The 21,704-nt window shown below is 68.9% G+C and carries 14 protein-coding genes and 3 rRNA genes; 6 read left to right on the top strand and 11 right to left on the bottom strand.

Annotated elements, in window-relative coordinates:
* Position 1: 1 nt before the first annotated feature.
* Both mtrA and mtnA read right to left on the bottom strand, forming a co-directional pair.
* The gene (gene mtrA / locus AC6F7H_RS17320) at positions 2-691 is read right to left on the bottom strand and encodes a two-component system response regulator MtrA (protein WP_193478414.1); all 690 of its coding nucleotides are present in this window, start codon (positions 689-691) and stop codon (positions 2-4) included.
* Positions 692-695: 4 nt separating this feature from the next.
* Positions 696-1,844, bottom strand: a complete 1,149-nt coding sequence (gene mtnA, locus AC6F7H_RS17315; RefSeq protein ID WP_500757858.1) for an S-methyl-5-thioribose-1-phosphate isomerase — start codon at positions 1,842-1,844, stop codon at positions 696-698.
* Between the two features lie 156 nt (positions 1,845-2,000).
* Between mtnA and AC6F7H_RS17310 the strand changes: the two genes are divergently transcribed.
* Genes AC6F7H_RS17310 through AC6F7H_RS17290 form a run of 5 tightly spaced genes read left to right on the top strand, consistent with a single transcriptional unit; the run spans position 2,001 to position 7,614 of the window.
* Positions 2,001-3,326: a DUF7847 domain-containing protein gene (locus AC6F7H_RS17310; RefSeq protein WP_500757857.1), complete on the top strand. Its 1,326-nt coding sequence runs from the start codon at positions 2,001-2,003 to the stop codon at positions 3,324-3,326.
* 4 nt (positions 3,327-3,330) lie between these two features.
* A complete protein-coding gene (locus AC6F7H_RS17305) occupies positions 3,331-4,119 on the top strand; it encodes a DUF4129 domain-containing protein (RefSeq protein WP_500757856.1) in 789 nt (262 codons plus the stop codon).
* Positions 4,116-5,315, top strand: coding sequence for a DUF4350 domain-containing protein (locus AC6F7H_RS17300; protein WP_500757855.1), 1,200 nt, complete (start codon positions 4,116-4,118; stop codon positions 5,313-5,315). The genes AC6F7H_RS17305 and AC6F7H_RS17300 overlap by 4 nt, the downstream gene beginning before the upstream one ends.
* Complete coding sequence (locus tag AC6F7H_RS17295) at positions 5,315-6,304, top strand: AAA family ATPase (RefSeq protein WP_500757854.1); 990 nt, start codon at positions 5,315-5,317, stop codon at positions 6,302-6,304. The genes AC6F7H_RS17300 and AC6F7H_RS17295 overlap by 1 nt, the downstream gene beginning before the upstream one ends.
* Positions 6,304-7,614 (top strand): DUF58 domain-containing protein, encoded by a 1,311-nt coding sequence (locus tag AC6F7H_RS17290; protein WP_500757853.1) that lies wholly within the window; start codon positions 6,304-6,306, stop codon positions 7,612-7,614. The genes AC6F7H_RS17295 and AC6F7H_RS17290 overlap by 1 nt, the downstream gene beginning before the upstream one ends.
* A 94-nt stretch (positions 7,615-7,708) precedes the next feature.
* Here AC6F7H_RS17290 and rrf read toward each other — a convergent pair.
* The 4 genes from rrf to AC6F7H_RS17270 form a co-directional block, all read right to left on the bottom strand.
* Positions 7,709-7,825: ribosomal RNA gene (gene rrf, locus AC6F7H_RS17285) — 5S ribosomal RNA — on the bottom strand.
* An 86-nt stretch (positions 7,826-7,911) separates the two neighbouring features.
* A 23S ribosomal RNA gene (locus AC6F7H_RS17280) occupies positions 7,912-11,032 on the bottom strand.
* Between the two features lie 321 nt (positions 11,033-11,353).
* Positions 11,354-12,881: ribosomal RNA gene (locus AC6F7H_RS17275) — 16S ribosomal RNA — on the bottom strand.
* Together the 16S, 23S and 5S rRNA genes form the textbook arrangement of a ribosomal RNA operon.
* A gap of 564 nt (positions 12,882-13,445) precedes the next feature.
* Entirely contained in the window at positions 13,446-14,453 is a 1,008-nt protein-coding gene (locus AC6F7H_RS17270) for a stage II sporulation protein M (protein WP_500757852.1), read from the bottom strand.
* 188 nt (positions 14,454-14,641) lie between these two features.
* On the opposite strand from AC6F7H_RS17270, the gene AC6F7H_RS17265 reads away from it, so the two are divergent.
* Positions 14,642-15,562 carry an RDD family protein gene (locus AC6F7H_RS17265; RefSeq protein WP_500757851.1) on the top strand — a complete coding sequence of 307 codons (921 nt, stop codon included), beginning with the start codon at positions 14,642-14,644 and terminating at the stop codon, positions 15,560-15,562.
* A gap of 32 nt (positions 15,563-15,594) precedes the next feature.
* Here AC6F7H_RS17265 and AC6F7H_RS17260 read toward each other — a convergent pair whose 3' ends face one another.
* The 5 genes from AC6F7H_RS17260 to AC6F7H_RS17240 all read right to left on the bottom strand — a co-directional run bounded on the left by AC6F7H_RS17260 (position 15,595) and on the right by AC6F7H_RS17240 (position 21,694).
* Positions 15,595-16,209: a hypothetical protein gene (locus AC6F7H_RS17260; RefSeq protein WP_500757850.1), complete on the bottom strand. Its 615-nt coding sequence runs from the start codon at positions 16,207-16,209 to the stop codon at positions 15,595-15,597.
* A gap of 152 nt (positions 16,210-16,361) precedes the next feature.
* On the bottom strand, positions 16,362-17,819 hold the full coding sequence (ahcY, locus tag AC6F7H_RS17255; protein ID WP_500761885.1) for an adenosylhomocysteinase: 1,458 nt from the start codon (positions 17,817-17,819) through the stop codon (positions 16,362-16,364).
* A 277-nt stretch (positions 17,820-18,096) separates the two neighbouring features.
* Positions 18,097-19,071, bottom strand: a complete 975-nt coding sequence (locus AC6F7H_RS17250; RefSeq protein WP_500757849.1) for a cation diffusion facilitator family transporter — start codon at positions 19,069-19,071, stop codon at positions 18,097-18,099.
* Positions 19,072-19,216: 145 nt separating this feature from the next.
* Positions 19,217-20,368 carry a mannose-6-phosphate isomerase, class I gene (gene manA / locus AC6F7H_RS17245; RefSeq protein ID WP_500757848.1) on the bottom strand — a complete coding sequence of 384 codons (1,152 nt, stop codon included), beginning with the start codon at positions 20,366-20,368 and terminating at the stop codon, positions 19,217-19,219.
* Between the two features lie 189 nt (positions 20,369-20,557).
* Positions 20,558-21,694, bottom strand: coding sequence for an SIS domain-containing protein (locus AC6F7H_RS17240; RefSeq protein WP_500757847.1), 1,137 nt, complete (start codon positions 21,692-21,694; stop codon positions 20,558-20,560).
* Positions 21,695-21,704: the final 10 nt, after the last annotated feature.

Below are 21,704 nucleotides of genomic sequence, written 5' to 3'. Positions count from 1 at the left end.
ATCAGCTAGGTCCTGCCTTGTACCCGACGCCACGGACGGTCACCACGATCTCCGGCTTCTCCGGGTCCTTCTCGACCTTGGAGCGCAGCCGCTGGACATGGACGTTCACCAGCCGGGTGTCGGCCGCGTGACGGTACCCCCAGACCTGTTCCAGCAGCACCTCCCGCGTGAACACCTGCCACGGCTTGCGGGCCAGCGCGACCAGCAGGTCGAACTCCAGCGGGGTCAGCGCGATCGACTGTCCCTCCCGCTTCACGGAGTGTCCGGCCACGTCGATCACCAGGTCGCCGATGGCGAGCTGTTCCGGCGCCGGCTCCTCCGACCTGCGCAGCCGCGCCCGGATCCGGGCGACCAGCTCCTTCGGCTTGAACGGCTTGACGATGTAGTCGTCGGCGCCGGACTCCAGGCCCACCACGACATCGACGGTGTCGCTCTTCGCCGTGAGCATCACGATCGGCACCCCGGACTCCGCCCTGATCAGGCGGCACACCTCGATACCGTCCCGGCCGGGCAACATCAGATCGAGCAGCACCAGGTCGGGCTTGGCCTCACGGAAAGCGGCCAGCGCCTTGTCGCCGTCGGCTACGAAAGACGGTTCAAAACCTTCACCACGCAGCACAATGCCGAGCATCTCGGCCAGTGCGGTGTCGTCGTCGACGACAAGGACTCGTCCCTTCATAAACGACATCATCCCATTAGCTCATCGTGACCTGGCGTGACCTGGCGCACAGCTCGGCCAGGGCCTCGGCCGTCACGGGTGAGACGGCGCCTTCCTCCGTGACGATCGCCGTCACCAGTTCCGGTGGTGTCACGTCGAACGCCGGGTTGTACGCCTGGGTCCCCAGGGGTGCCACAAGAATCCCGCCTCCCGCTTCGGTTCCGGCCACCGGCACCTGCGGTGCGGTGACCTCGGTCACTTCATGGCCGGGGCGCTGCTCGACCTCGATGGACGCACCGTCCGGCGTCTGCGGATCCACCGTCGTCACCGGGGCCACGACGATGAACGGCACATGGTGGTACCGCGCCAGCACCGCGAGCGGATAGCTCCCCACCTTGTTCGCCACCGAGCCGTCGGCCGCGATGCGGTCCGCCCCTATGAGTACCGCGTCCACCTCACCGGCCGCGAACAGCGATCCCGCCGCGCTGTCGGTGAGCAGGGTGTACGCCATCTCACTGCGGGCCGCCTCGTACGCCGTCAGGCGAGCACCTTGCAGCAACGGGCGCGTTTCGTCCACCCACAGCCGCCTGAGCCGGCCCGCCCGGTGCGCCGCCAGCGCCACCGCGAACGCAGTTCCCTCGCCGCCCGACACCAGTGAGCCGGTGTTGCAGTGGGTGAGGATCCGGTGCCCGCCACCGGGCAGCAACTCGTCCAGCAGCGCCAGTCCGTGCTCGGCCATCCGCGCGCTGGCCTCGGCGTCCTCGCGGTGCAGTCGCCGCGCCGCGGCCAGCGCGGCCACCGCCGCCTCCCGGTCGTCGCCGCCCCGGGCGAGAACGCCCTGGTGGGCGGAGAGGGCCCGGCGCACTCCCACCGCGAGGTTCACCGCGGTGGGCCGGGCGCCCTCCAGCGCGGCCGCGGCGTCGTCCACGTCGAAGCCCCGTGCGGCGGCGAGTGCGACGCCGTACGCACCGGCGACGCCCAGCAGGGGCGCACCGCGCACGACCAGCGAGCGGATCGCCTCCACCAGCGCGGGTGCGTCCGTGCAGACCAGCTCGACCTCCTCGGCCGGCAGTCTCGTCTGGTCGAGAAGGATCAGAACGGGCCCTTCGGGTGGCTCTTCCCAGCGGAGCGCAGGGATCTCGGTCGGCCGCTTGTTGTCGCCGCCGTGTGCGTACTGATCAGCCATGCGGTCAGTCTGCCCCCTGCGGCACGGACAATTGAAGGTGCAGCCCGTCCCTCGGCAGATCCGACAGGTCCGGCAGGTCCGTTGGCGAACACCCCATGGCACGATGGCTGCGAACCTGCCGCCGCGACCGCGGACGGGCACCGTGAAGGAGCGATGATGAACGACACTCCGGGCTGGGCCTCGCCCGGATCCGCCCCGTCCGACGGACAGGAGCCGGGTCAGGACACGCCCCAGGGCCCGGGCGTCAAGTGGTCGAAGGAGCAGCCGCCGCCCAGCCAGTGGTCCGCGCCCACCGGCCCGCCCGGCGCCACGGGCCCCGGCCAGGCTCCCCCGCCCGCACCGCCCGGCCCGGGATGGGGCACCCCGCCCCCCGGCGGCCCCGCGGGGGGCGGAGGATACGGCGGCCCCGGTGGCTACGGCGGTGGTCACGGCGGCCCCGGTGGCTACGGCGGTCCCGGTGGTTACGGAGCCTGGGGAGGCGGCTGGGGAGGCCCCCCACCCGCCGCAAAGCCCGGTGTGATCCCGCTCCGCCCGCTCGGTGTGGGCGAGATCCTCGACGGCGCGGTCTCCACCATGCGCACCCACTGGCGCACGGTCCTCGGCATCTCGCTGACCGTCGCCGTCCTCATCCGGATCGTCGTCGTCCTCGTCCAGGGACTCTTCCTGAACAGCTCCAGCGCCGCGGTACTCAACGACCCGAGCGCCACCCTCGACGAGCTCACCGGCGCCATGGGCGTCTCCCTGCTCAACAGCGGGGTGGTCTCCGTGATCACCCTGGTCGGCACCGTCGCCGCCACCGCCCTGCTCACGGCGGTCACCAGCCGTGCCGTGCTCGGCACGTCGGTCACCGCCGCCGAGGCCTGGCGCGACGCCCGCCCCCAGGTCCTGAAGCTGTTCGGCCTGATCTGCCTGCTGCTGCTCATCACCGTCGTCGTCATCGCCCTGGGCGCGCTGCCCGGCATCCTCGTGGCCGTCACGGTCGGCGGCCCGGGGGGCGTGGCACTCACGGTCCTGGGCGTCATCGGCGGCGGCATCGTCGCCATGTGGCTGTGGGTCCGCTTCTCGCTGTCTGCGCCCGCGCTGATGCTGGAGAAGCAGGGCGTCATGAAGGCGCTGAGCCGGTCCGCGAAGCTGGTGCGCGGCTCCTGGTGGCGGATCCTCGGCATCCAGCTGCTCGCGTCGATCATCGCGGGCATCGTCGCGTCGATCATCGTCATCCCCTTCGCCGTCCTCGCCACGGCGTTCAACGGTGACGGCGTCTCCGGTTTCCTCAACAGCGCCGGCGGCGACATCGGCTGGGCGTTCCTCATCATCAGCGGGATCGGCGCGGTCATCGGCTCCACGATCACGTTCCCGATCACGGCCGGCGTCGCCGTACTCCTCTACGTCGACCAGCGCATCCGCCGCGAGGCCCTCGACCTCGAACTGGGCCGCGCCGCCGGCGTCCAGGGCTACGGCCCCGGCACCACCCCGGGGAGCTGAGGGGGTGCACACCACGGGGGGAGTTCTCACTTCGGCGCGGGCGCTGCCCGAGGCCGTCGGCGGCGCCGTGCACACGCTGCTGCGCGGCGACGGCGAGCCGCCCGTCACCCTCCCGCGCGATCCCGCGCGGGAGGCGGCCCGGCGCGAGCTGTCCAAGCAGATGTACCACGAGAACGATCCCAGCTGGTTCCAGCGGGCCCTGGACGCCTTCTGGGAGTGGGTCGGCAAGCTGTTCGACACCGCCGCCACCGCGACGCCCGGCGGTGCGCTCGGACTGATCGTCGTCATCGCCGCCGTGATCGCCGTCCTGGGCGCCCTGTGGTGGCGGCTGGGCACCCCGCGACGCCGGCCGGCCTCCGCGCCCGCGCTGTTCGACGACCGGCCCCGCAGCGCCGCCGAACACCGCGCGGCCGCGGAGGCACACGCCGCCCAGGGCCACTGGAGCCAGGCCGTGCAGGAACGCATGCGCGCCGTCGTCCGCGCCCTGGAGGAACGCGCCCTGCTCGACATCCGCCCGGGCCGCACCGCCGACGAGGCGGCAGCCGAGGCGGGCCGCGCCCTGCCCGCCCACACCGACCGGCTGCACACCGCCGCGCGGAGCTTCGACGACGTCACATACGGCGGCCGGACCGCGACGGAACAGTCGTACCGGTACCTCACCGCACTCGACCGTGACCTGGAACGCAGCAAACCCCAGCTCGCGAGCACCGCTGCCGGCGACGGCAACGGCACGAACACCAGCGACCGCAGCGACAACACGGGCGGCAGCGCCCGCCAGGGAGCCGCCGGATGACGACCGAGGTCACGCTCCCCTCCACCTCGGCCTCGCCCACCGCCCGCCAGGTGTGGACCCGCGCGCGAGGTGTAGTCCTCGCGCTCGTCCTGCTGATCGTGGCGGCAGTCGTCATCGCCGTGGTCCGCTCCGACGCCCGACACGGCGAACTCGACCCGCGCTCCGCCGACCCCTACGGCAGCCGCGCCGTCGCCGAACTCCTCGCCGACCGCGGTGTGGACACACGCGTGGTCACCACCCTGCACGAGGCGTCCGCCGCCGCGAACCCCGACACGACCCTCCTGGTCGCCGTCCCCGACCGCCTGACCCACCACCAGCAGTCGAGGCTGCACGCCGCGGTCGCCGACTCCGGCGGCCGCACCGTCCTGGTCTCCTCCGGCAGCGCGTCCGTCGACCGGCTCGCCCCGGGTGTCGTCGCCGACCCGGTCACCAGCTTCGGCTCCACCCTCTCCCCCCGCTGCTCCCTGCCCGCCGCCCGCAACGCGGGCACCGCCGACACGGGCGGCATCCGGTACACCACCACCCATCTCGACGCCGACGAGTGCTACCCCAGCGAGCGCCTGGCCACCCTGCTGCGCATCCCCGCGGCCACCGGCGGCGGCGACACCGTCCTCATCGGTGCCCCCGACATCCTCCTCAACGACCGTCTCGACGAGCACGGCAACGCCTCGCTCGCCCTCCAACTCCTCGGCTCCCGCCCCCATCTGGTCTGGTACCTCCCCTCACTCTCCGACGCCTCCGCCGCCTCGGAGGACGGCGAGCGCGGCTTCTTCGACCTGCTCCCCTCCGGCTGGCTCTGGGGCACCCTGCAGCTCTTCATCGCCGCAGCCCTGGCCGCCCTGTGGCGGGCACGCCGACTCGGCCCCCTCGTGCCCGAAAGACTTCCCGTCGCGATCCGCGCCTCCGAAACCGTCGAAGGCCGCGCCCGCCTCTACCGCAAGGCGAACGCCCGGGACCGCGCGGCCGCCGCTCTTCGCTCCACCACGCGCACCCGCCTCGCCCCCCTCGTAGGCGTCCCCGCTTCCCAGGCACACGCGCCCGAGGCCCTGCTGCCCGCCCTGTCCGCCCGCCTTCACGGCGACGGACAGCCGTCCCCGCACGATCTCCTGTTCGGCCCGCCGCCCGGCGACGACGCAGCCCTGACCTCCCTCGCCGACCGACTCGACGCCCTCGAAAGAGAGGTACGCCGTCCATGATGGACCCGACCACTGACAACGCCGCGCACACCGGGGATCCGGCCGCCGCCAGGGCCTCCCTGGAAGCCCTGCGCGCCGAGATCGCCAAAGCCGTGGTCGGCCAGGACCCCGCTGTCACCGGCCTCGCCGTCGCCTTGCTGTGCCGCGGCCACGTGCTCCTCGAAGGCGTTCCCGGCGTCGCCAAGACACTGCTCGTCCGCACCCTCGCCGCTGCTCTGGAACTCGACACCAAACGCGTCCAGTTCACCCCCGACCTGATGCCGAGCGACGTCACCGGCTCCCTGGTCTACGACGCCCGCACCGCGGAGTTCTCCTTCCAGCCCGGCCCCGTCTTCACCAACCTCTTCCTCGCCGACGAGATCAACCGCACGCCCCCGAAGACCCAGGCGTCGCTCCTGGAGGCCATGGAGGAACGGCAGGTCACCGTCGACGGCACCCCCCGCGCCCTCCCGGAGCCCTTCCTGGTCGCCGCCACCCAGAACCCCGTGGAGTACGAGGGCACCTACCCCCTCCCCGAGGCACAGCTCGACCGCTTCCTCCTCAAGCTCACCATCCCCCTCCCGTCCCGCCAGGACGAGATCGATGTCCTCACCCGCCACACCGAGGGCTTCGACCCCCGCGACCTGCGCGCCGCCGGCGTACGCCCCGTCGCGGGCGCCGCCGACCTGGAAGCGGCCCGCGCCGCGGTCGCCAGGACGACGGTCTCCCCCGAGATCACCGCCTACGTCGTCGACATCGTCCGCGCCACACGCGAATCGCCGTCCCTCACCCTGGGCGTCTCCCCCCGAGGAGCCACCGCCCTCCTGTCCACCGCCCGCGCCTGGGCCTGGCTGACCGGACGCGACTACGTCATCCCCGACGACGTCAAGGCCCTCGCCCTCCCCACCCTCCGCCACCGCGTACAGCTCCGGCCGGAGGCCGAGATGGAAGGCGTCACGACCGACTCGGTCATCAACGCCATCCTCGCCCACGTCCCCGTCCCCCGCTGATGGCCCTCACCGGACGCGCCGCCCTCCTCGCGGCACTCGGCTCTCTCCCCGTCGGCATCTGGGAACCCGGCTGGACGGGCATCCTCGCCGTCAACGCTCCCCTGGCGGTGGCCTGTGCCTGCGACTTCGCCCTGGCCGCCCCCGTAGGCCGGCTCGGCCTGAGCCGCTCCGGGGACACCTCGGTACGGCTGGGCGACAGCGCGGACGTCACTCTGACGCTCACCAACACGTCCCGCCGTCCGCTCCGTGCCCGCATCCGTGACGCCTGGCCTCCCAGCAGCTGGCAGCCCGGCACCGAGGTGGCGGCCTCCCGCCACCGCCTGTCGGTCCCCGCCGGTGAGCGCCGACGCATCACCACCCGGCTGCGTCCCACCCGCCGGGGCGACCGCCAGGCCGACCGCGTCACCATCCGCTCCTACGGCCCGCTCGGTCTCTTCGCCCGCCAGGGCACGCACCAGGTCCCCTGGACGGTACGGGTGCTGCCGCCGTTCACCAGCCGCAAGCACCTGCCGTCCAAACTGGCCCGCCTGCGCGAACTGGACGGCCGCACCAGCGTCCTGACCCGCGGTGAGGGCACGGAGTTCGACAGCCTGCGCGAGTACGTTCCCGGCGACGACACCCGCTCCATCGACTGGCGTGCCACAGCCCGCCAGTCCGCCGTGGCGGTACGCACCTGGCGCCCCGAGCGAGACCGCCACATCCTGCTCGTCCTCGACACCGGCCGCACCTCCGCGGGCCGTGTCGGCGACATCCCCCGCCTCGACGCCTCCATGGACGCGGCCCTGCTCCTCGCGGCGCTCGCCTCCAGGGCCGGCGACCGCGTGGACCTCCTCGCCCACGACCGCCGCCTCCGCGCCCTCGTACAGGGCCGGTCTGCAGGCGATGTCCTCCCGTCCCTGGTCAACGCCATGGCCACGCTCGAACCGGAGCTCGTGGAAACCGACGCCCGGAGCCTCACGGCCACGGCCCTGCGGACGGCCCCCCGCCGTTCTCTGATCGTCCTGTTCACCACACTCGACGCGGCCCCCATCGAGGAGGGTCTGCTTCCCGTACTGGCCCAACTCACCCAGCGGCACACAGTCCTGCTCGCATCGGTCGCGGACCCACACCTGGCCCAGATGTCGAAGGCCCGCGGAAACGCCGATGCGGTGTACGAGGCAGCGGCAGCGGCCCAGGCCCAGACCGAACGCGACCGGACAACGGAGCAGCTCCGCCGCCACGGCGTCACCGTCGTCGACGCCACCCCGGACAGCCTGGCGCCGGCACTGGCCGACGCCTATCTGGCGCTGAAAGCAGCGGGCCGCCTCTGACAAAGAACCCGGTGACCAGAAAAGGCGGGTGGAGGGCCCGCCCCTGAAACGCAGAAAGCCCCGCACCTGTCGGTGCGGGGCTCTCCCACGATTTGTTCGGCGGCGTCCTACTCTCCCACAGGGTCCCCCCTGCAGTACCATCGGCGCTGTAAGGCTTAGCTTCCGGGTTCGGAATGTAACCGGGCGTTTCCCCCACGCTATGACCACCGAAACACTATGAAACACTCAACCGCACCACACCCAACGGGCGCGGGGTCGTTCGTGGTTTCAGAACCAACACAGTGGACGCGAGCAACTGAGGACAAGCCCTCGGCCTATTAGTACCGGTCACCTCCACCCCTTACGAGGCTTCCAGATCCGGCCTATCAACCCAGTCGTCTACTGGGAGCCTTACCCCATCAAGTGGGTGGGAACACTCATCTCGAAGCAGGCTTCCCGCTTAGATGCTTTCAGCGGTTATCCCTCCCGAACGTAGCCAACCAGCCATGCCCTTGGCAGAACAACTGGCACACCAGAGGTTCGTCCGTCCCGGTCCTCTCGTACTAGGGACAGCCCTTCTCAATGTTCCTGCGCGCGCAGCGGATAGGGACCGAACTGTCTCACGACGTTCTAAACCCAGCTCGCGTACCGCTTTAATGGGCGAACAGCCCAACCCTTGGGACCGACTCCAGCCCCAGGATGCGACGAGCCGACATCGAGGTGCCAAACCATCCCGTCGATATGGACTCTTGGGGAAGATCAGCCTGTTATCCCCGGGGTACCTTTTATCCGTTGAGCGACGGCGCTTCCACAAGCCACCGCCGGATCACTAGTCCCGACTTTCGTCCCTGCTCGACCCGTCGGTCTCACAGTCAAGCTCCCTTGTGCACTTACACTCACCACCTGATTGCCAACCAGGCTGAGGGAACCTTTGGGCGCCTCCGTTACCCTTTAGGAGGCAACCGCCCCAGTTAAACTACCCATCAGACACTGTCCCTGATCCGGATCACGGACCCAGGTTAGACATCCAGCACGACCAGACTGGTATTTCAACGACGACTCCACCACCACTGGCGTGGCGGCTTCACGGTCTCCCAGCTATCCTACACAAGCCGAACCGAACACCAATATCAAACTGTAGTAAAGGTCCCGGGGTCTTTCCGTCCTGCTGCGCGAAACGAGCATCTTTACTCGTAATGCAATTTCACCGGGCCTATGGTTGAGACAGTCGAGAAGTCGTTACGCCATTCGTGCAGGTCGGAACTTACCCGACAAGGAATTTCGCTACCTTAGGATGGTTATAGTTACCACCGCCGTTTACTGGCGCTTAAGTTCTCAGCTTCGCCAGGACGAATCCTGACTGACCGGTCCCCTTAACGTTCCAGCACCGGGCAGGCGTCAGTCCGTATACCTCGCCTTACGGCTTCGCACGGACCTGTGTTTTTAGTAAACAGTCGCTTCTCGCTGGTCTCTGCGGCCACCCCCAGCTCACCGAGTAAATCGGATCACCGGGCGTGGCCCCCCTTCTCCCGAAGTTACGGGGGCATTTTGCCGAGTTCCTTAACCATAGTTCACCCGAACGCCTCGGTATTCTCTACCTGACCACCTGAGTCGGTTTGGGGTACGGGCCGCCATGAAACTCGCTAGAGGCTTTTCTCGACAGCATAGGATCATCCACTTCACCGCAATCGGCTCGGCATCGGGTCTCAGACACATGTCAGGCGGATTTGCCTGCCTGACGTCCTACACCCTTACCCCGGGACAACCACCGCCCGGGCTGGACTACCTTCCTGCGTCACCCCATCACTCACCTACTACAGGTCTGGTCCGTCGGCTCCACCACTCCCCTTCACCCGAAGGATCCGGGGCGGCTTCACGGACTTAGCATCGCCTGGTTCGATGTCTGTCGCTTCACAGCGGGTACCGGAATATCAACCGGTTGTCCATCGACTACGCCTGTCGGCCTCGCCTTAGGTCCCGACTTACCCTGGGCAGATCAGCTTGACCCAGGAACCCTTGGTCAATCGGCGCACACGTTTCTCACGTGTGAATCGCTACTCATGCCTGCATTCTCACTCGTGAACCGTCCACAACTCGCTTCCGCGGCTGCTTCACCCGGCACACGACGCTCCCCTACCCATCACGATCCCCGTTGGGGGTACATATCGCAATGACACGACTTCGGCGGTACGCTTGAGCCCCGCTACATTGTCGGCGCGGAATCACTAGACCAGTGAGCTATTACGCACTCTTTCAAGGATGGCTGCTTCTAAGCCAACCTCCTGGTTGTCTGTGCGACTCCACATCCTTTCCCACTTAGCGTACGCTTGGGGGCCTTAGTCGATGCTCTGGGCTGTTTCCCTCTCGACCATGGAGCTTATCCCCCACGGTCTCACTGCCGCGCTCTCACTTGCCGGCATTCGGAGTTTGGCTAAGGTCAGTAACCCGGTAGGGCCCATCGCCTATCCAGTGCTCTACCTCCGGCAAGAAACACGCGACGCTGCACCTAAATGCATTTCGGGGAGAACCAGCTATCACGGAGTTTGATTGGCCTTTCACCCCTAACCACAGGTCATCCCCCAGGTTTTCAACCCTGGTGGGTTCGGTCCTCCACGACCTCTTACAGCCGCTTCAACCTGCCCATGGCTAGATCACTCCGCTTCGGGTCTTGAGCGTGCTACTGAAACGCCCTGTTCGGACTCGCTTTCGCTACGGCTTCCCCACCCGGGTTAACCTCGCAACACACCGCAAACTCGCAGGCTCATTCTTCAAAAGGCACGCAGTCACGACATGCAGGCAAGCCTGCATGCGACGCTCCCACGGCTTGTAGGCACACGGTTTCAGGTACTATTTCACTCCCCTCCCGGGGTACTTTTCACCATTCCCTCACGGTACTGTCCGCTATCGGTCACCAGGGAATATTTAGGCTTGGCGGGTGGTCCCGCCGGATTCACACGGGATTTCTCGGGCCCCGTGCTACTTGGGTGTCTCTCCAACGAGCCGTACAGATTTCGGCTACGGGGGTCTTACCCTCTGCGCCGGACCTTTCGCATGTCCTTCGCCTATCCATACGGTTTCTGACTCGTCCCACGGCCGGCAGACCGTGGAAGAGAGATCCCACAACCCCGCATGCGCAACCCCTGCCGGGTCTCACACGCCTGCGGTTTGGCCTCGTCCGGTTTCGCTCGCCACTACTCCCGGAATCACGGTTGTTTTCTCTTCCTGCGGGTACTGAGATGTTTCACTTCCCCGCGTTCCCTCCGCATACCCTATGTGTTCAGGTATGGGTGACAGCCCATGACGACTGCCGGGTTTCCCCATTCGGAAACCCCCGGATCACAGCCTGGTTGACGGCTCCCCGGGGACTATCGTGGCCTCCCACGTCCTTCATCGGTTCCTGGTGCCAAGGCATCCACCGTGCGCCCTTAAAAACTTGGCCACAGATGCTCGCGTCCACTGTGCAGTTCTCAAACAACGACCGACCACCCGTCACCCCGAGCCGAGGCTCGGGTGCACCGGGGCCGGCACCGAAGGCTTCCCGGCCGTGCGGCCGTGCCCTCAGACACCCAACAGCGTGCCCGGCCGGCGTCCGTCCGGAGATCATGCGTTCCACGCTCCGGGGAGCGGTACTTGCAGTCTCCGGCCCGAGACGGCCGGCCGAATAATCAACGTTCCACCCATGAGCAACCAGCATCGGACGTTCGCCGATGTACTGGCCCCTGACCTCACCCCGAGGGGATCGGTGAGAAGTGCTCCTTAGAAAGGAGGTGATCCAGCCGCACCTTCCGGTACGGCTACCTTGTTACGACTTCGTCCCAATCGCCAGTCCCACCTTCGACGGCTCCCTCCCACGAGGGGTTGGGCCACCGGCTTCGGGTGTTACCGACTTTCGTGACGTGACGGGCGGTGTGTACAAGGCCCGGGAACGTATTCACCGCAGCAATGCTGATCTGCGATTACTAGCAACTCCGACTTCATGGGGTCGAGTTGCAGACCCCAATCCGAACTGAGACCGGCTTTTTGAGATTCGCTCCACCTCGCGGTATCGCAGCTCATTGTACCGGCCATTGTAGCACGTGTGCAGCCCAAGACATAAGGGGCATGATGACTTGACGTCGTCCCCACCTTCCTCCGAGTTGACCCCGGCGGTCTCCCGTGAGTCCCCAGCACCCCCGGAGGGGCCTGCTGGCAACACGGGACAAGGGTTGCGCTCGTTGCGGGACTTAACCCAACATCTCACGACACGAGCTGACGACAGCCATGCACCACCTGTACACCGACCACAAGGGGGACCCTGTCTCCAGGGTTTTCCGGTGTATGTCAAGCCTTGGTAAGGTTCTTCGCGTTGCGTCGAATTAAGCCACATGCTCCGCTGCTTGTGCGGGCCCCCGTCAATTCCTTTGAGTTTTAGCCTTGCGGCCGTACTCCCCAGGCGGGGCACTTAATGCGTTAGCTGCGGCACCGACGACGTGGAATGTCGCCAACACCTAGTGCCCACCGTTTACGGCGTGGACTACCAGGGTATCTAATCCTGTTCGCTCCCCACGCTTTCGCTCCTCAGCGTCAGTATCGGCCCAGAGATCCGCCTTCGCCACCGGTGTTCCTCCTGATATCTGCGCATTTCACCGCTACACCAGGAATTCCGATCTCCCCTACCGAACTCTAGCCTGCCCGTATCGACTGCAGACCCGGGGTTGAGCCCCGGGCTTTCACAACCGACGCGACAGGCCGCCTACGAGCTCTTTACGCCCAATAATTCCGGACAACGCTCGCGCCCTACGTATTACCGCGGCTGCTGGCACGTAGTTAGCCGGCGCTTCTTCTGCAGGTACCGTCACTTGCGCTTCTTCCCTGCTGAAAGAGGTTTACAACCCGAAGGCCGTCGTCCCTCACGCGGCGTCGCTGCATCAGGCTTGCGCCCATTGTGCAATATTCCCCACTGCTGCCTCCCGTAGGAGTCTGGGCCGTGTCTCAGTCCCAGTGTGGCCGGTCGCCCTCTCAGGCCGGCTACCCGTCGTCGCCTTGGTGAGCCGTTACCTCACCAACCAGCTGATAGGCCGCGGGCTCATCCTCCACCGCCGGAGCTTTCGACCCCCGCCCATGCGGGCGGGGGTGGTATCCGGTATTAGACCCCGTTTCCAGGGCTTGTCCCGAAGTGGAGGGCAGATTGCCCACGTGTTACTCACCCGTTCGCCACTAATCCCCACCGAAGTGGTTCATCGTTCGACTTGCATGTGTTAAGCACGCCGCCAGCGTTCGTCCTGAGCCAGGATCAAACTCTCCGTGAATGCTTCCGGGATGTCCCGGTGACACACACGAGAGCGGAACCACCGGAGGAATAGTCCGGCGGTTCACAGCGTCCTCGCTGTGATTCTTCAAAGGAACCTCGTCCCGGCCTGATGACCGGAGACGGGGTATCAACATATCTGGCGTTGATTTTTGGCACGCTGTTGAGTTCTCAAGGAACGGACGCTTCCTTCGTACTCACCCCTGCGGGTTTTCCTCCGGGCGCTTCCCTTCGGTCTTGCGTTTCCGACTCTATCAGATCTTTCCGATCCGATTTCCTCGGGTTTCGCCTTCCGGGTTCCCGCTTTCCGCGTTTCCCTTTCCGGCGGATCCGACTCTATCAGAAGTTTCGCGCCGGATTGACCGGCCGTAGCTTTCTGATTCATCGGGAGGGGCTTCGTCGAAAGTTTGAATTATCGAGAAGCAGTCAGATGCTCACAGTTACCGCTGCGGATCCAGGGACCCTGCTCCAGGCAACTGTTCAAATCTACCTCCCCACACGGTCCGTGTCAACGGCTCCTGCGGGGCGAAGAGGAGACTAGCAGCTCAGCCGACCGGTCCGCACATCAGGCGGCTGTGGGCACGACCGCGCTGCGCTCGGCGGCCTCCAGGTCACCGGTCTCTCCGGCCCGCGCCGCGCGTCCGCCCACGACATAGACGTAGATGAGGAAGAGCAGCTCCGCGACGACGCCGATGCTGATGCGGGTCCAGGTGGGAAGGCCCGAGGGGGTGACGAAGCCTTCGATCGCGCCGGAGACGAAGAGGACCAGCGCGAGGCCTATCGCCATGGCCAGTGCTGCTCGGCCCTCCTCCGCGAGGGCCCTGCGTCGGGGCCTCGGGCCGGGGTCGACAAGGGTCCAGCCGAGGCGCAGACCGGTGCCGGCGGCGACGAAGACCGCGGTCAGTTCCAGGAGGCCGTGGGGCAGCACGAGTCCGAGGAAGGTGTCGAGTCGGCCGGCGGAGGCCATCAGGCCGAAGCCGATCCCCAGGTTGAGCATGTTCTGGAAGAGGATCCAGATCACCGGCAGGCCCAGGAAAACGCCCAGGATCAGGCAGAGGGCGGCGGCCCACGCGTTGTTCGTCCAGACCTGGGCGGCGAAGGAGGCCGCGGGGTTGCTGGAGTAGTACGTCTCGTACTGGCCGCCGGGGCGGGTGAGCTCGCGCAGTTCGCTGGGGGCGGCGATGGACGCCTGGACCTCGGGGTGGGTACCTATCCACCAGCCGAGGAGGGCCGCGACGGCGGTGGAGAGGAGTGCGGTGGGCACCCACCAGTGGCGCGCTCGGTAGACGGCGGCCGGGAAGCTGTGGGAGAGGAAGTGTGTGACGTCCCGCCAGGATGCGCGGCGGGCTCCTGTCACGGCGCCGCGCGCGCGTGCCACCAGCTGGCTGAGCCTGCCGGTGAGCTGCGGGTCGGGAGCCGCGGACTGGATCAGCGACAGGTGGGTGGCCGTGCGCTGGTAGAGCACGACGAGTTCGTCGGCCTCGGCGCCGGTCAGGCGGCGCTGGCGCCGGAGCAGGGTGTCGAGGCGGTCCCACTCCGCTCGGTGGGCGGAGACGAAGACGTCGAGGTCCATCGGTGTGCCTGCTCCTCGGCTGTTCGTCGGCTCTGGGCCGAAGGCTCGTCGTCGGTCGTGCGGGGCGGCCTCATCGGTCGTACGGCATGAGTCGTACGACATGATCAGCTGGTCGTACCGCGGTGCGATGTGTCATCAGCTTGGCAGACTGGCGGTGTTCGGGGCAGGCAGGGGAAGGACGTGCGGACATGAGTGAGCTGGTGACGGGCGAGGCGGTGGCGCTGGAGTTGCGCCCCGCGAAGGTGCCCAGCAGGGCGCTGGCCGTGCTGCTCGACCTGGCCGCGGCCTTGACGGTGTACGTCGTGGCGACCATCGCGCTGGTGGCCGCCACGGCCTCCCTGGACGAGGCGGCGCAGGCCGCGATCTTCATCGCGATGTTCGTGTTGTTGCTGGTGGGCGGGCCGATCGCGGTCGAGACGCTCAGTCACGGGCGGTCACTCGGGAAGATGGCGTGCGGGCTGCGGGTCGTACGCGACGACGGTGGGCCGATCCGCTTCCGGCACGCGCTGGTACGGGGCTTGATCGGTGTGATCGAGATCCTCATGACGATGGGCGTCATCGCGTGCATCGCCTCGCTGGCGTCGTCGCGGGGGCGGCGGCTCGGGGATGTCTTCGCGGGGACCCTGGTCGTGCGGGAGAGGCTGCCGGTCGGGCCGATGGGGTTCGTACCGCCGCCTCCGCCCTGGCTGGCCGGTCGTTTCTCCGGGCTCGATCTGTCCGCGGTGCCCGACGGTCTGTGGCTCGCCGTCCGCCAGTACCTGACGCGGATGCGGCAGCTGGACCCGCAGGTGGGCCGGGCGATGGCGGAGCGGTTGGCCGCGGACCTGGCGGACCGGACCGGGGCGCCGGTGCCGCAGGGCGTGCCGGCGGCGGCGTATCTGGCGGCGGTGGTGCAGGAGCGGCAGGCTCGGGAGGCGCGGCGTGCCTTCGGGCAGGCCGCGGCCGCGGGGGGCGGGCCGGTCGGTGCCGTCGGCCCGGCGGGTGCTTACGGACCGCCCGCGCACCATGCGGCTCCGCCGTCCCCGTACCCGTCCGCTCCCGCCGCGCCCCCCACGCCCGCCACGCCGCCGGCCGAGGGCCCCTCGACCGGGTTCGCGCCACCGGCGTAGACCGGTTGCGGGTCGGTCGCTCGCGTCTTCGGTCAGTCGAAGGACGAGGGCGGCGATTCGAGGTCCTCGAGTTCGATGCCGGGGGCCGCGAGGACCACGTCCCCGGCGAGGTGCATAGCGTGCTGCTCGCCCGTGTCCAGGGCTGTGACCTGGTATTCGTCCACGATCAGGGGGCCGTTGTCAGTGGCGTGTGCTTCTCTTCTCACCAAGGCCCAGGACTGGTCCACGGTGCGCGGGGCGAGCACCGGATCGGTGAGGGCGACGAGGCGTACGCGGGTGGCTGACGTGGAGGGGGTGAGGCGCAGCAGACGAGCGGTGGCGACGAGAAACGCCGGGGACGAGCCGGTGAAGGCGTGGGCGCGCACATTGCCTTCGGTGGCGTGGGTTCCGGTCGGGTCGGTACGGACCCAGGTGACGCCGTCGAGAGCGGCGCCGCGGACCTGCCAGCTCGCGGCGTGCAGTTCGAGTCGGATGGGGCGGCCGAGTTCGTCGAGGGCGAGGTCGACCGAGCCCAGGTGATCGCCGGAGGGGGCGGTGAGCTGGGAGACGTAGCGCCAGCCGGAGGGGCCGGGGGCGCACTGGAAGTGCTCTTCGGCGAGGGGGGTGTGATCGTGCGGATCGTGGAGCGAATAACGGCCGCGGGGCATGGGGGGTCCTGGATCTTGACGGGCTGGGCCGGTCACCGGCCGACCCATGGGACAGGCCCCCGACACGGGGGTGCGGGGGCCTGTCTCGGGTGGGTCAGCTGCCGGGGAGCGCGCCGGTGGACCGGTGTGCTCCCCACGGCGGGTGCGTGGGCTCAGTAGCGGTAGTGGTCCGACTTGTACGGGCCCTCGACCGTCACACCGATGTACTCGGCCTGCTCGGGGCGGAGCGTGGTCAGCTTCACGCCGAGCGCGTCGAGGTGCAGGCGGGCGACCTTCTCGTCCAGGTGCTTGGGCAGCACGTAGACGCCGGTCGGGTACGCGTCGGGCTTGGTGAACAGCTCGATCTGGGCCAGGGTCTGGTCCGCGAAGGAGTTGGACATCACGAACGACGGGTGACCGGTGGCATTGCCCAGGTTCAGCAGGCGGCCCTCGGAGAGGACGATGAGCACCCTCCCGTCGGGGAAGGTCCAGGTGTGGACCTGCGGCTTGACCTCGTCCTTGACGATGCCGGGGATCTGGGCGAGGCCGGCCATGTCGATCTCGTTGTCGAAGTGGCCGATGTTGCCGACGATGGCCTGGTGCTTCATCTTGGCCATGTCGGCGGCCATGATGATGTCCTTGTTGCCGGTCGTGGTGACGAAGATGTCGGCCTTGTCGACGACCTCGTCCAGCGTCGTGACCTGGTAGCCGTCCATCGCCGCCTGCAGGGCGCAGATCGGGTCGATCTCGGTGATGATCACACGGGCGCCCTGGCCCCGGAGGGACTCCGCGCAGCCCTTGCCGACATCGCCGTAGCCGCAGACGACGGCGGTCTTGCCGCCGATCAGGGTGTCGGTGGCGCGGTTGATGCCGTCGATCAGGGAGTGGCGGCAGCCGTACTTGTTGTCGAACTTCGACTTGGTGACGGCGTCGTTCACGTTGATCGCCGGGAACAGCAGGGTGCCGTCGCGGTGCATCTCGTACAGGCGGTGGACGCCGGTGGTGGTCTCCTCGGTCACGCCGCGGATCTCGGACGCCAGCTGGGTCCACTTCTGCGGCGACTCGGCCACCGTGCGGGTGAGGAGTTCGAGGATGACGCGGTGCTCGTCGGACTCGGCGGTGTCGGGCGAGGGGACCTTGCCGTCCTTCTCGTACTCGACGCCCTTGTGGACCAGGAGGGTGGCGTCACCGCCGTCGTCCAGGATCATGTTCGGACCGCCGGTGGGGGTGTCCGGCCAGGACAGCGCCTGCTCCGTGCACCACCAGTACTCCTCCAGCGTCTCGCCCTTCCAGGCGAAGACCGGGACGCCCTGCGGGTTCTCGGGCGTGCCGTTCGGGCCGACGGCGATGGCGGCCGCGGCGTGGTCCTGGGTGGAGAAGATGTTGCAGGACGCCCAGCGGACCTGGGCGCCGAGGGCGGTCAGGGTCTCGATGAGGACGGCGGTCTGCACCGTCATGTGCAGGGAACCGGTGACACGGGCGCCGGCCAGGGGCTGCGCCTCGGCGTACTCCTTGCGGATCGCCATCAGGCCGGGCATCTCGTGCTCGGCGAGGGTGATCTCCTTGCGGCCGAAGGCGGCCAGGGAGAGGTCGGCGACCTTGAAGTCCTGTCGGTTGGCGACAGTCGTCATGGAGAGCTGCTCCTCGGGGTGTGGGTCGAGGTGGGTACGGCTGGTCTGCGCGGCGGCGGACACAAGGGTGCCCGAGGAGGACACAGTCATGCCCGCGTGCGGCGCAGCGCAGTCCGTCGGAGGCCCTCTCTCCCTCGGCCGGTCCGCAGGGACCGCCCGACCGCCATCAGCAGCGACGTCTGGCTCCGTCCCAAGCTACACCGACAAGCCCGGTCATCCCCAGTGAGTCACCGAACACATCAGACCGCACGCCGCACGCCGACGGCCGGGGCCGAGATCAGTGTTCCGTCCGGGCCGGGCCGCCGGGGGTGGCCTCGGCGTCGGCACCCCTGGCGGATTCGGCCTCGCTGTAGATGTCGGGCTCCAGGTAGATCACACGGGCGATCGGGACGGCTTCGCGGATGCGGGACTCGGCGGCGTCGATGGCGGCGGCGACCTCCGCGGCCGTGTCGTCGTGCCGTACGGCGATCTTCGCGGCGACCAGGAGTTCCTCGGGGCCGAGGTGGAGGGTGCGCATGTGGATGACGCGGGTGACGGTGTCGCCGTCGACGACGGCGGCCTCGATCTTCCGGGTCTCCTCGGCGCCCGCGGCCTCGCCGAGCAGCAGCGACTTCGTCTCGACGGCGAGGATCAGGGCGATCAGGACGAGCAGGACGCCGATGCAGAGGGTGCCGATGCCGTCCCAGACGCTGTCGCCGGTCAGCAGGGCGAGCCCGACACCGCCGAGGGCGAGGACGAGGCCGACGAGGGCACCGAGGTCCTCCAGGAGGACGACCGGCAGCTCGGGTGCCTTGGCGTGGCGGACGAACTCCTTCCAGGAGCGCTTGCCCCGCAGGGCGTTGGACTCCTTGATGGCGGTGCGGAAGGAGAAGGCCTCGGCGATGATCGCGAAGACGAGGACGCCGACCGGCCAGTACCAGTGCTCGAGCTCGTGCGGGTTCTTGATCTTCTCGTAGCCCTCGTAGAGGGCGAACATGCCACCGAGCGAGAACAGCACGATGGAGACGAGGAAGGCGTAGATGTAGCGCTCGCGGCCGTAGCCGAAGGGGTGTTGCGGGGTGGCCTGCCGCTGCGCCCGCTTGCCGCCGACCAGCAGCAGGGCCTGGTTGCCGGAGTCGGCCACGGAGTGCACCGATTCGGCGAGCATCGACGAGGAGCCGCTGAAGAGGAACGCCACGAACTTCGCTACCGCGATCGCGGCGTTGGCGGCGAGTGCCGCAACGATCGCCTTGGTGCCGCCTGACGCGCTCATGTGTCCGCGTTGTCCCTTCGTACGCCGTTCACGGGCCCGGGCGGACGTCTTCGTACGCCGCCCGGGGCTCCGGCTGCCCTTTGACGGGGGGACATTGTTGCAGTCCGATGGAACGACGTCGTGTCAGAACGTCGTCATCGGGCGGTCAGGCGACGACAGTTGCCCTGAACAATGTTCCGGTACCGGAGACTTCGGCCTTTTCGCCCGCCGGTACGAACACCGAGGCACCCGGGGACAGCTCGTGCTCACCGGCCCGCACCGAACCGGCCGTGCAGAGCAGGATCTGCGGGGTGGCCAGCGTGAGGTCGTGGGTGGTGCCGCCCGCCGGGAGGACGTAGCGGGAGAGCCGGAACTCGTCGGTGGGGGTTTCGTAGAGTTCCTCGCCGTCCGGTGCGGCCTCCGGGCGCAGCACGCCGGGGTCGCGGGGCTCGAAGCGGACGATGCGCAGGAGTTCGGGGACGTCGACGTGCTTGGGGGTCAGCCCGCAGCGCAGGACGTTGTCGGAGTTGGCCATGATCTCGACGCCGAGGCCGTTCAGGTAGGCGTGCGGGACGCCGGCGCCGAGGTAGAGGGCCTCGCCGGGCTGGAGCCGGACGTGGTTGAGGAGCATGGCGGCGATGACGCCGGGGTCGCCCGGGTAGTGGCGGGCGATCTCGGCGTACGGGGCGTGGTCGCCGCCGAGGCGTTCGCAGGCGGAGGCCGCTTCGGTGACGGTGAGGGCCATTTCGTCGCGGTCGGCGGTGAGGATCGCCGTGAGGACCTCGCGCAGGGCCGCGTCCTCGGGGCGGGCGCGCAGCAGGTCGACGTACGGCTTGAGGGAGTCCACGCCGAGGGCGTCGAGCAGTTCGGCGGCGTGCCGCGGGTCGCGGAAGCCGCACAGGCCGTCGAAGTCGGTGAGTGCGCAGACCAGTTCGGGCTTGTGGTTGGCGTCCTTGTAGTTGCGGTGCGGGGCGCTGACGGGGACACCGCGTCGCTCCTCGTCCGCGTAGCCCGCCTTCGCCTGCTCCAGGTCGGGGTGGACCTGGAGGGAGAGGGGCGCTCCGGCGGCGAGGAGTTTGAGGAGGAAGGGCAGGCGCGGGCCGAACTTCGCGACCGAGGCCGCGCCGAGTTCCCGCTCCGGGTCGGTGTCGATGACCTCGGCGAGCGTGCCCCGGTCGGTGCGCGAGGGCGCGCCGGGGTGGGCGCCCAGCCACATCTCCGCCTGCGGCTCGCCGGTCGGTTCGACGCCGAGCAGTTCGGCGATGGCGGTGGTGGAACCCCAGGCGTAGGGGCGGATGGTGTTGTCGAGGCGATCCATCGGGTTCTCTCTGGGTCCTTCGGCAGGTTCTCGTACGGAGGGCGGGGCGCCCGTGCCGGGCCGCCCGACACGGTTCGTCCGCGTCGGGGCTTGCGCGCCCGGACGTCCACTTCTGGCCGTCCGGGCGGGCCGTCCCGGGTCAGGCCCTCCCGGGTCAGGCCGTCCCGGGTCAGGCCGTCCCGGGCATGATCAGGCTCCCGAGGTGAGCGCCAGGTAAACGGCGGCGAAATCCGTGACGGCGATCAGTTCGGCGAGGGTCTCCAGTTCGCCGCCCTCCCCCGGTTCCAGTTCGCTGATCGGCGTGTCGTGGCTGAGGGCCAGCTCGCGGGCGGCCGGGGCGGCGGTGAGGCCGCCGATCGGGCGGTCCCGGAGCAGCACCACGCGCGCGTGCAGGGCGGGCGGCTCCTCCACGCGGTCACGGAAGAAGTCGTCCGGGTTGGCGCGGGCGGCGAGCGGGCCGGCCAGCAGGGCGCTGTGCACGCCGAGCGCCTCGGGGAGGTCGGCGACGACGGCGGGGGTGCCGGACAGCTCCGCGAGCGCGGCAGCGAAGCGGCGGCCCGCCGGGCCGGCCGAGGTGCCCTCGGTCCATACGACGGGAAGCGCGTCGGCGAGTTCGGCGGCCAGGTTCTTGGCGGGGTTGTTGTAGAGGGCGATGGCCGGGCCGCAGCGTTCGGCGACGTGGTCGAGCCGGTCGGCGACCTTCTCCAGGGCGTCCGGCGGGGCGGTGAGCAGGCCAGTGCGGTCCAGCAGCGCGAGCAGCGGGGTGAGCAGCGCCCACAGGGCTCCGGGGGCGGAGGAGGCGAGCGGTTCCTCCTGCTCGTCCTGCTCGTAGGGCGCGGTCGCCATGGGGACGAACAGGCCGTGGGAGCCGTTGACCGCGTCGGCGAGCGGGGTGCGGGCGGGGGCCACGGCGACGACGGTGCAGCCGCGCCGGTAGGCCTGTTCGGAGAGCAGGGACAGGCCCGGTTCGGTGCCGTCCGGGGTGGCGATCAGGAGCAGGTCCACGGAGCCGGCCCAGCCGGGCAGCTCCCAGCGCAGCGCGCCCGCGGCGGGGGCCACGCCGGTGGGCGCGAGCCGGGTGACGGGGCTGCCCGCGCCGGCGAGGGTGCCGAGGAGGTCGGCGGTCTGGGTGGCGGCGGCGCCGGGGCCCGCGATCAGGACGGCGCGGGGACGGCCGTCGGGCTTGAGGTCGTGGACGCCGGCCTCGGCGGCGTACCGGGCGGCGGTGCGGACTCGGGCGCCTGCTTCGGCGGCGCCGCGGAGCAGCCCGCGGTGGTCGGCCTCGGCGAGGCCCTCCGGTGAGTCGAGCAGCGATTCGTCGATCATGGGCGGCAGC

This window comes from Streptomyces sp. MMS24-W38 (assembly GCF_059889265.1).
The sequence above is the reverse complement of the archived record's forward strand: the minus strand, read 5'-3'. Positions and strand labels throughout refer to the sequence as shown.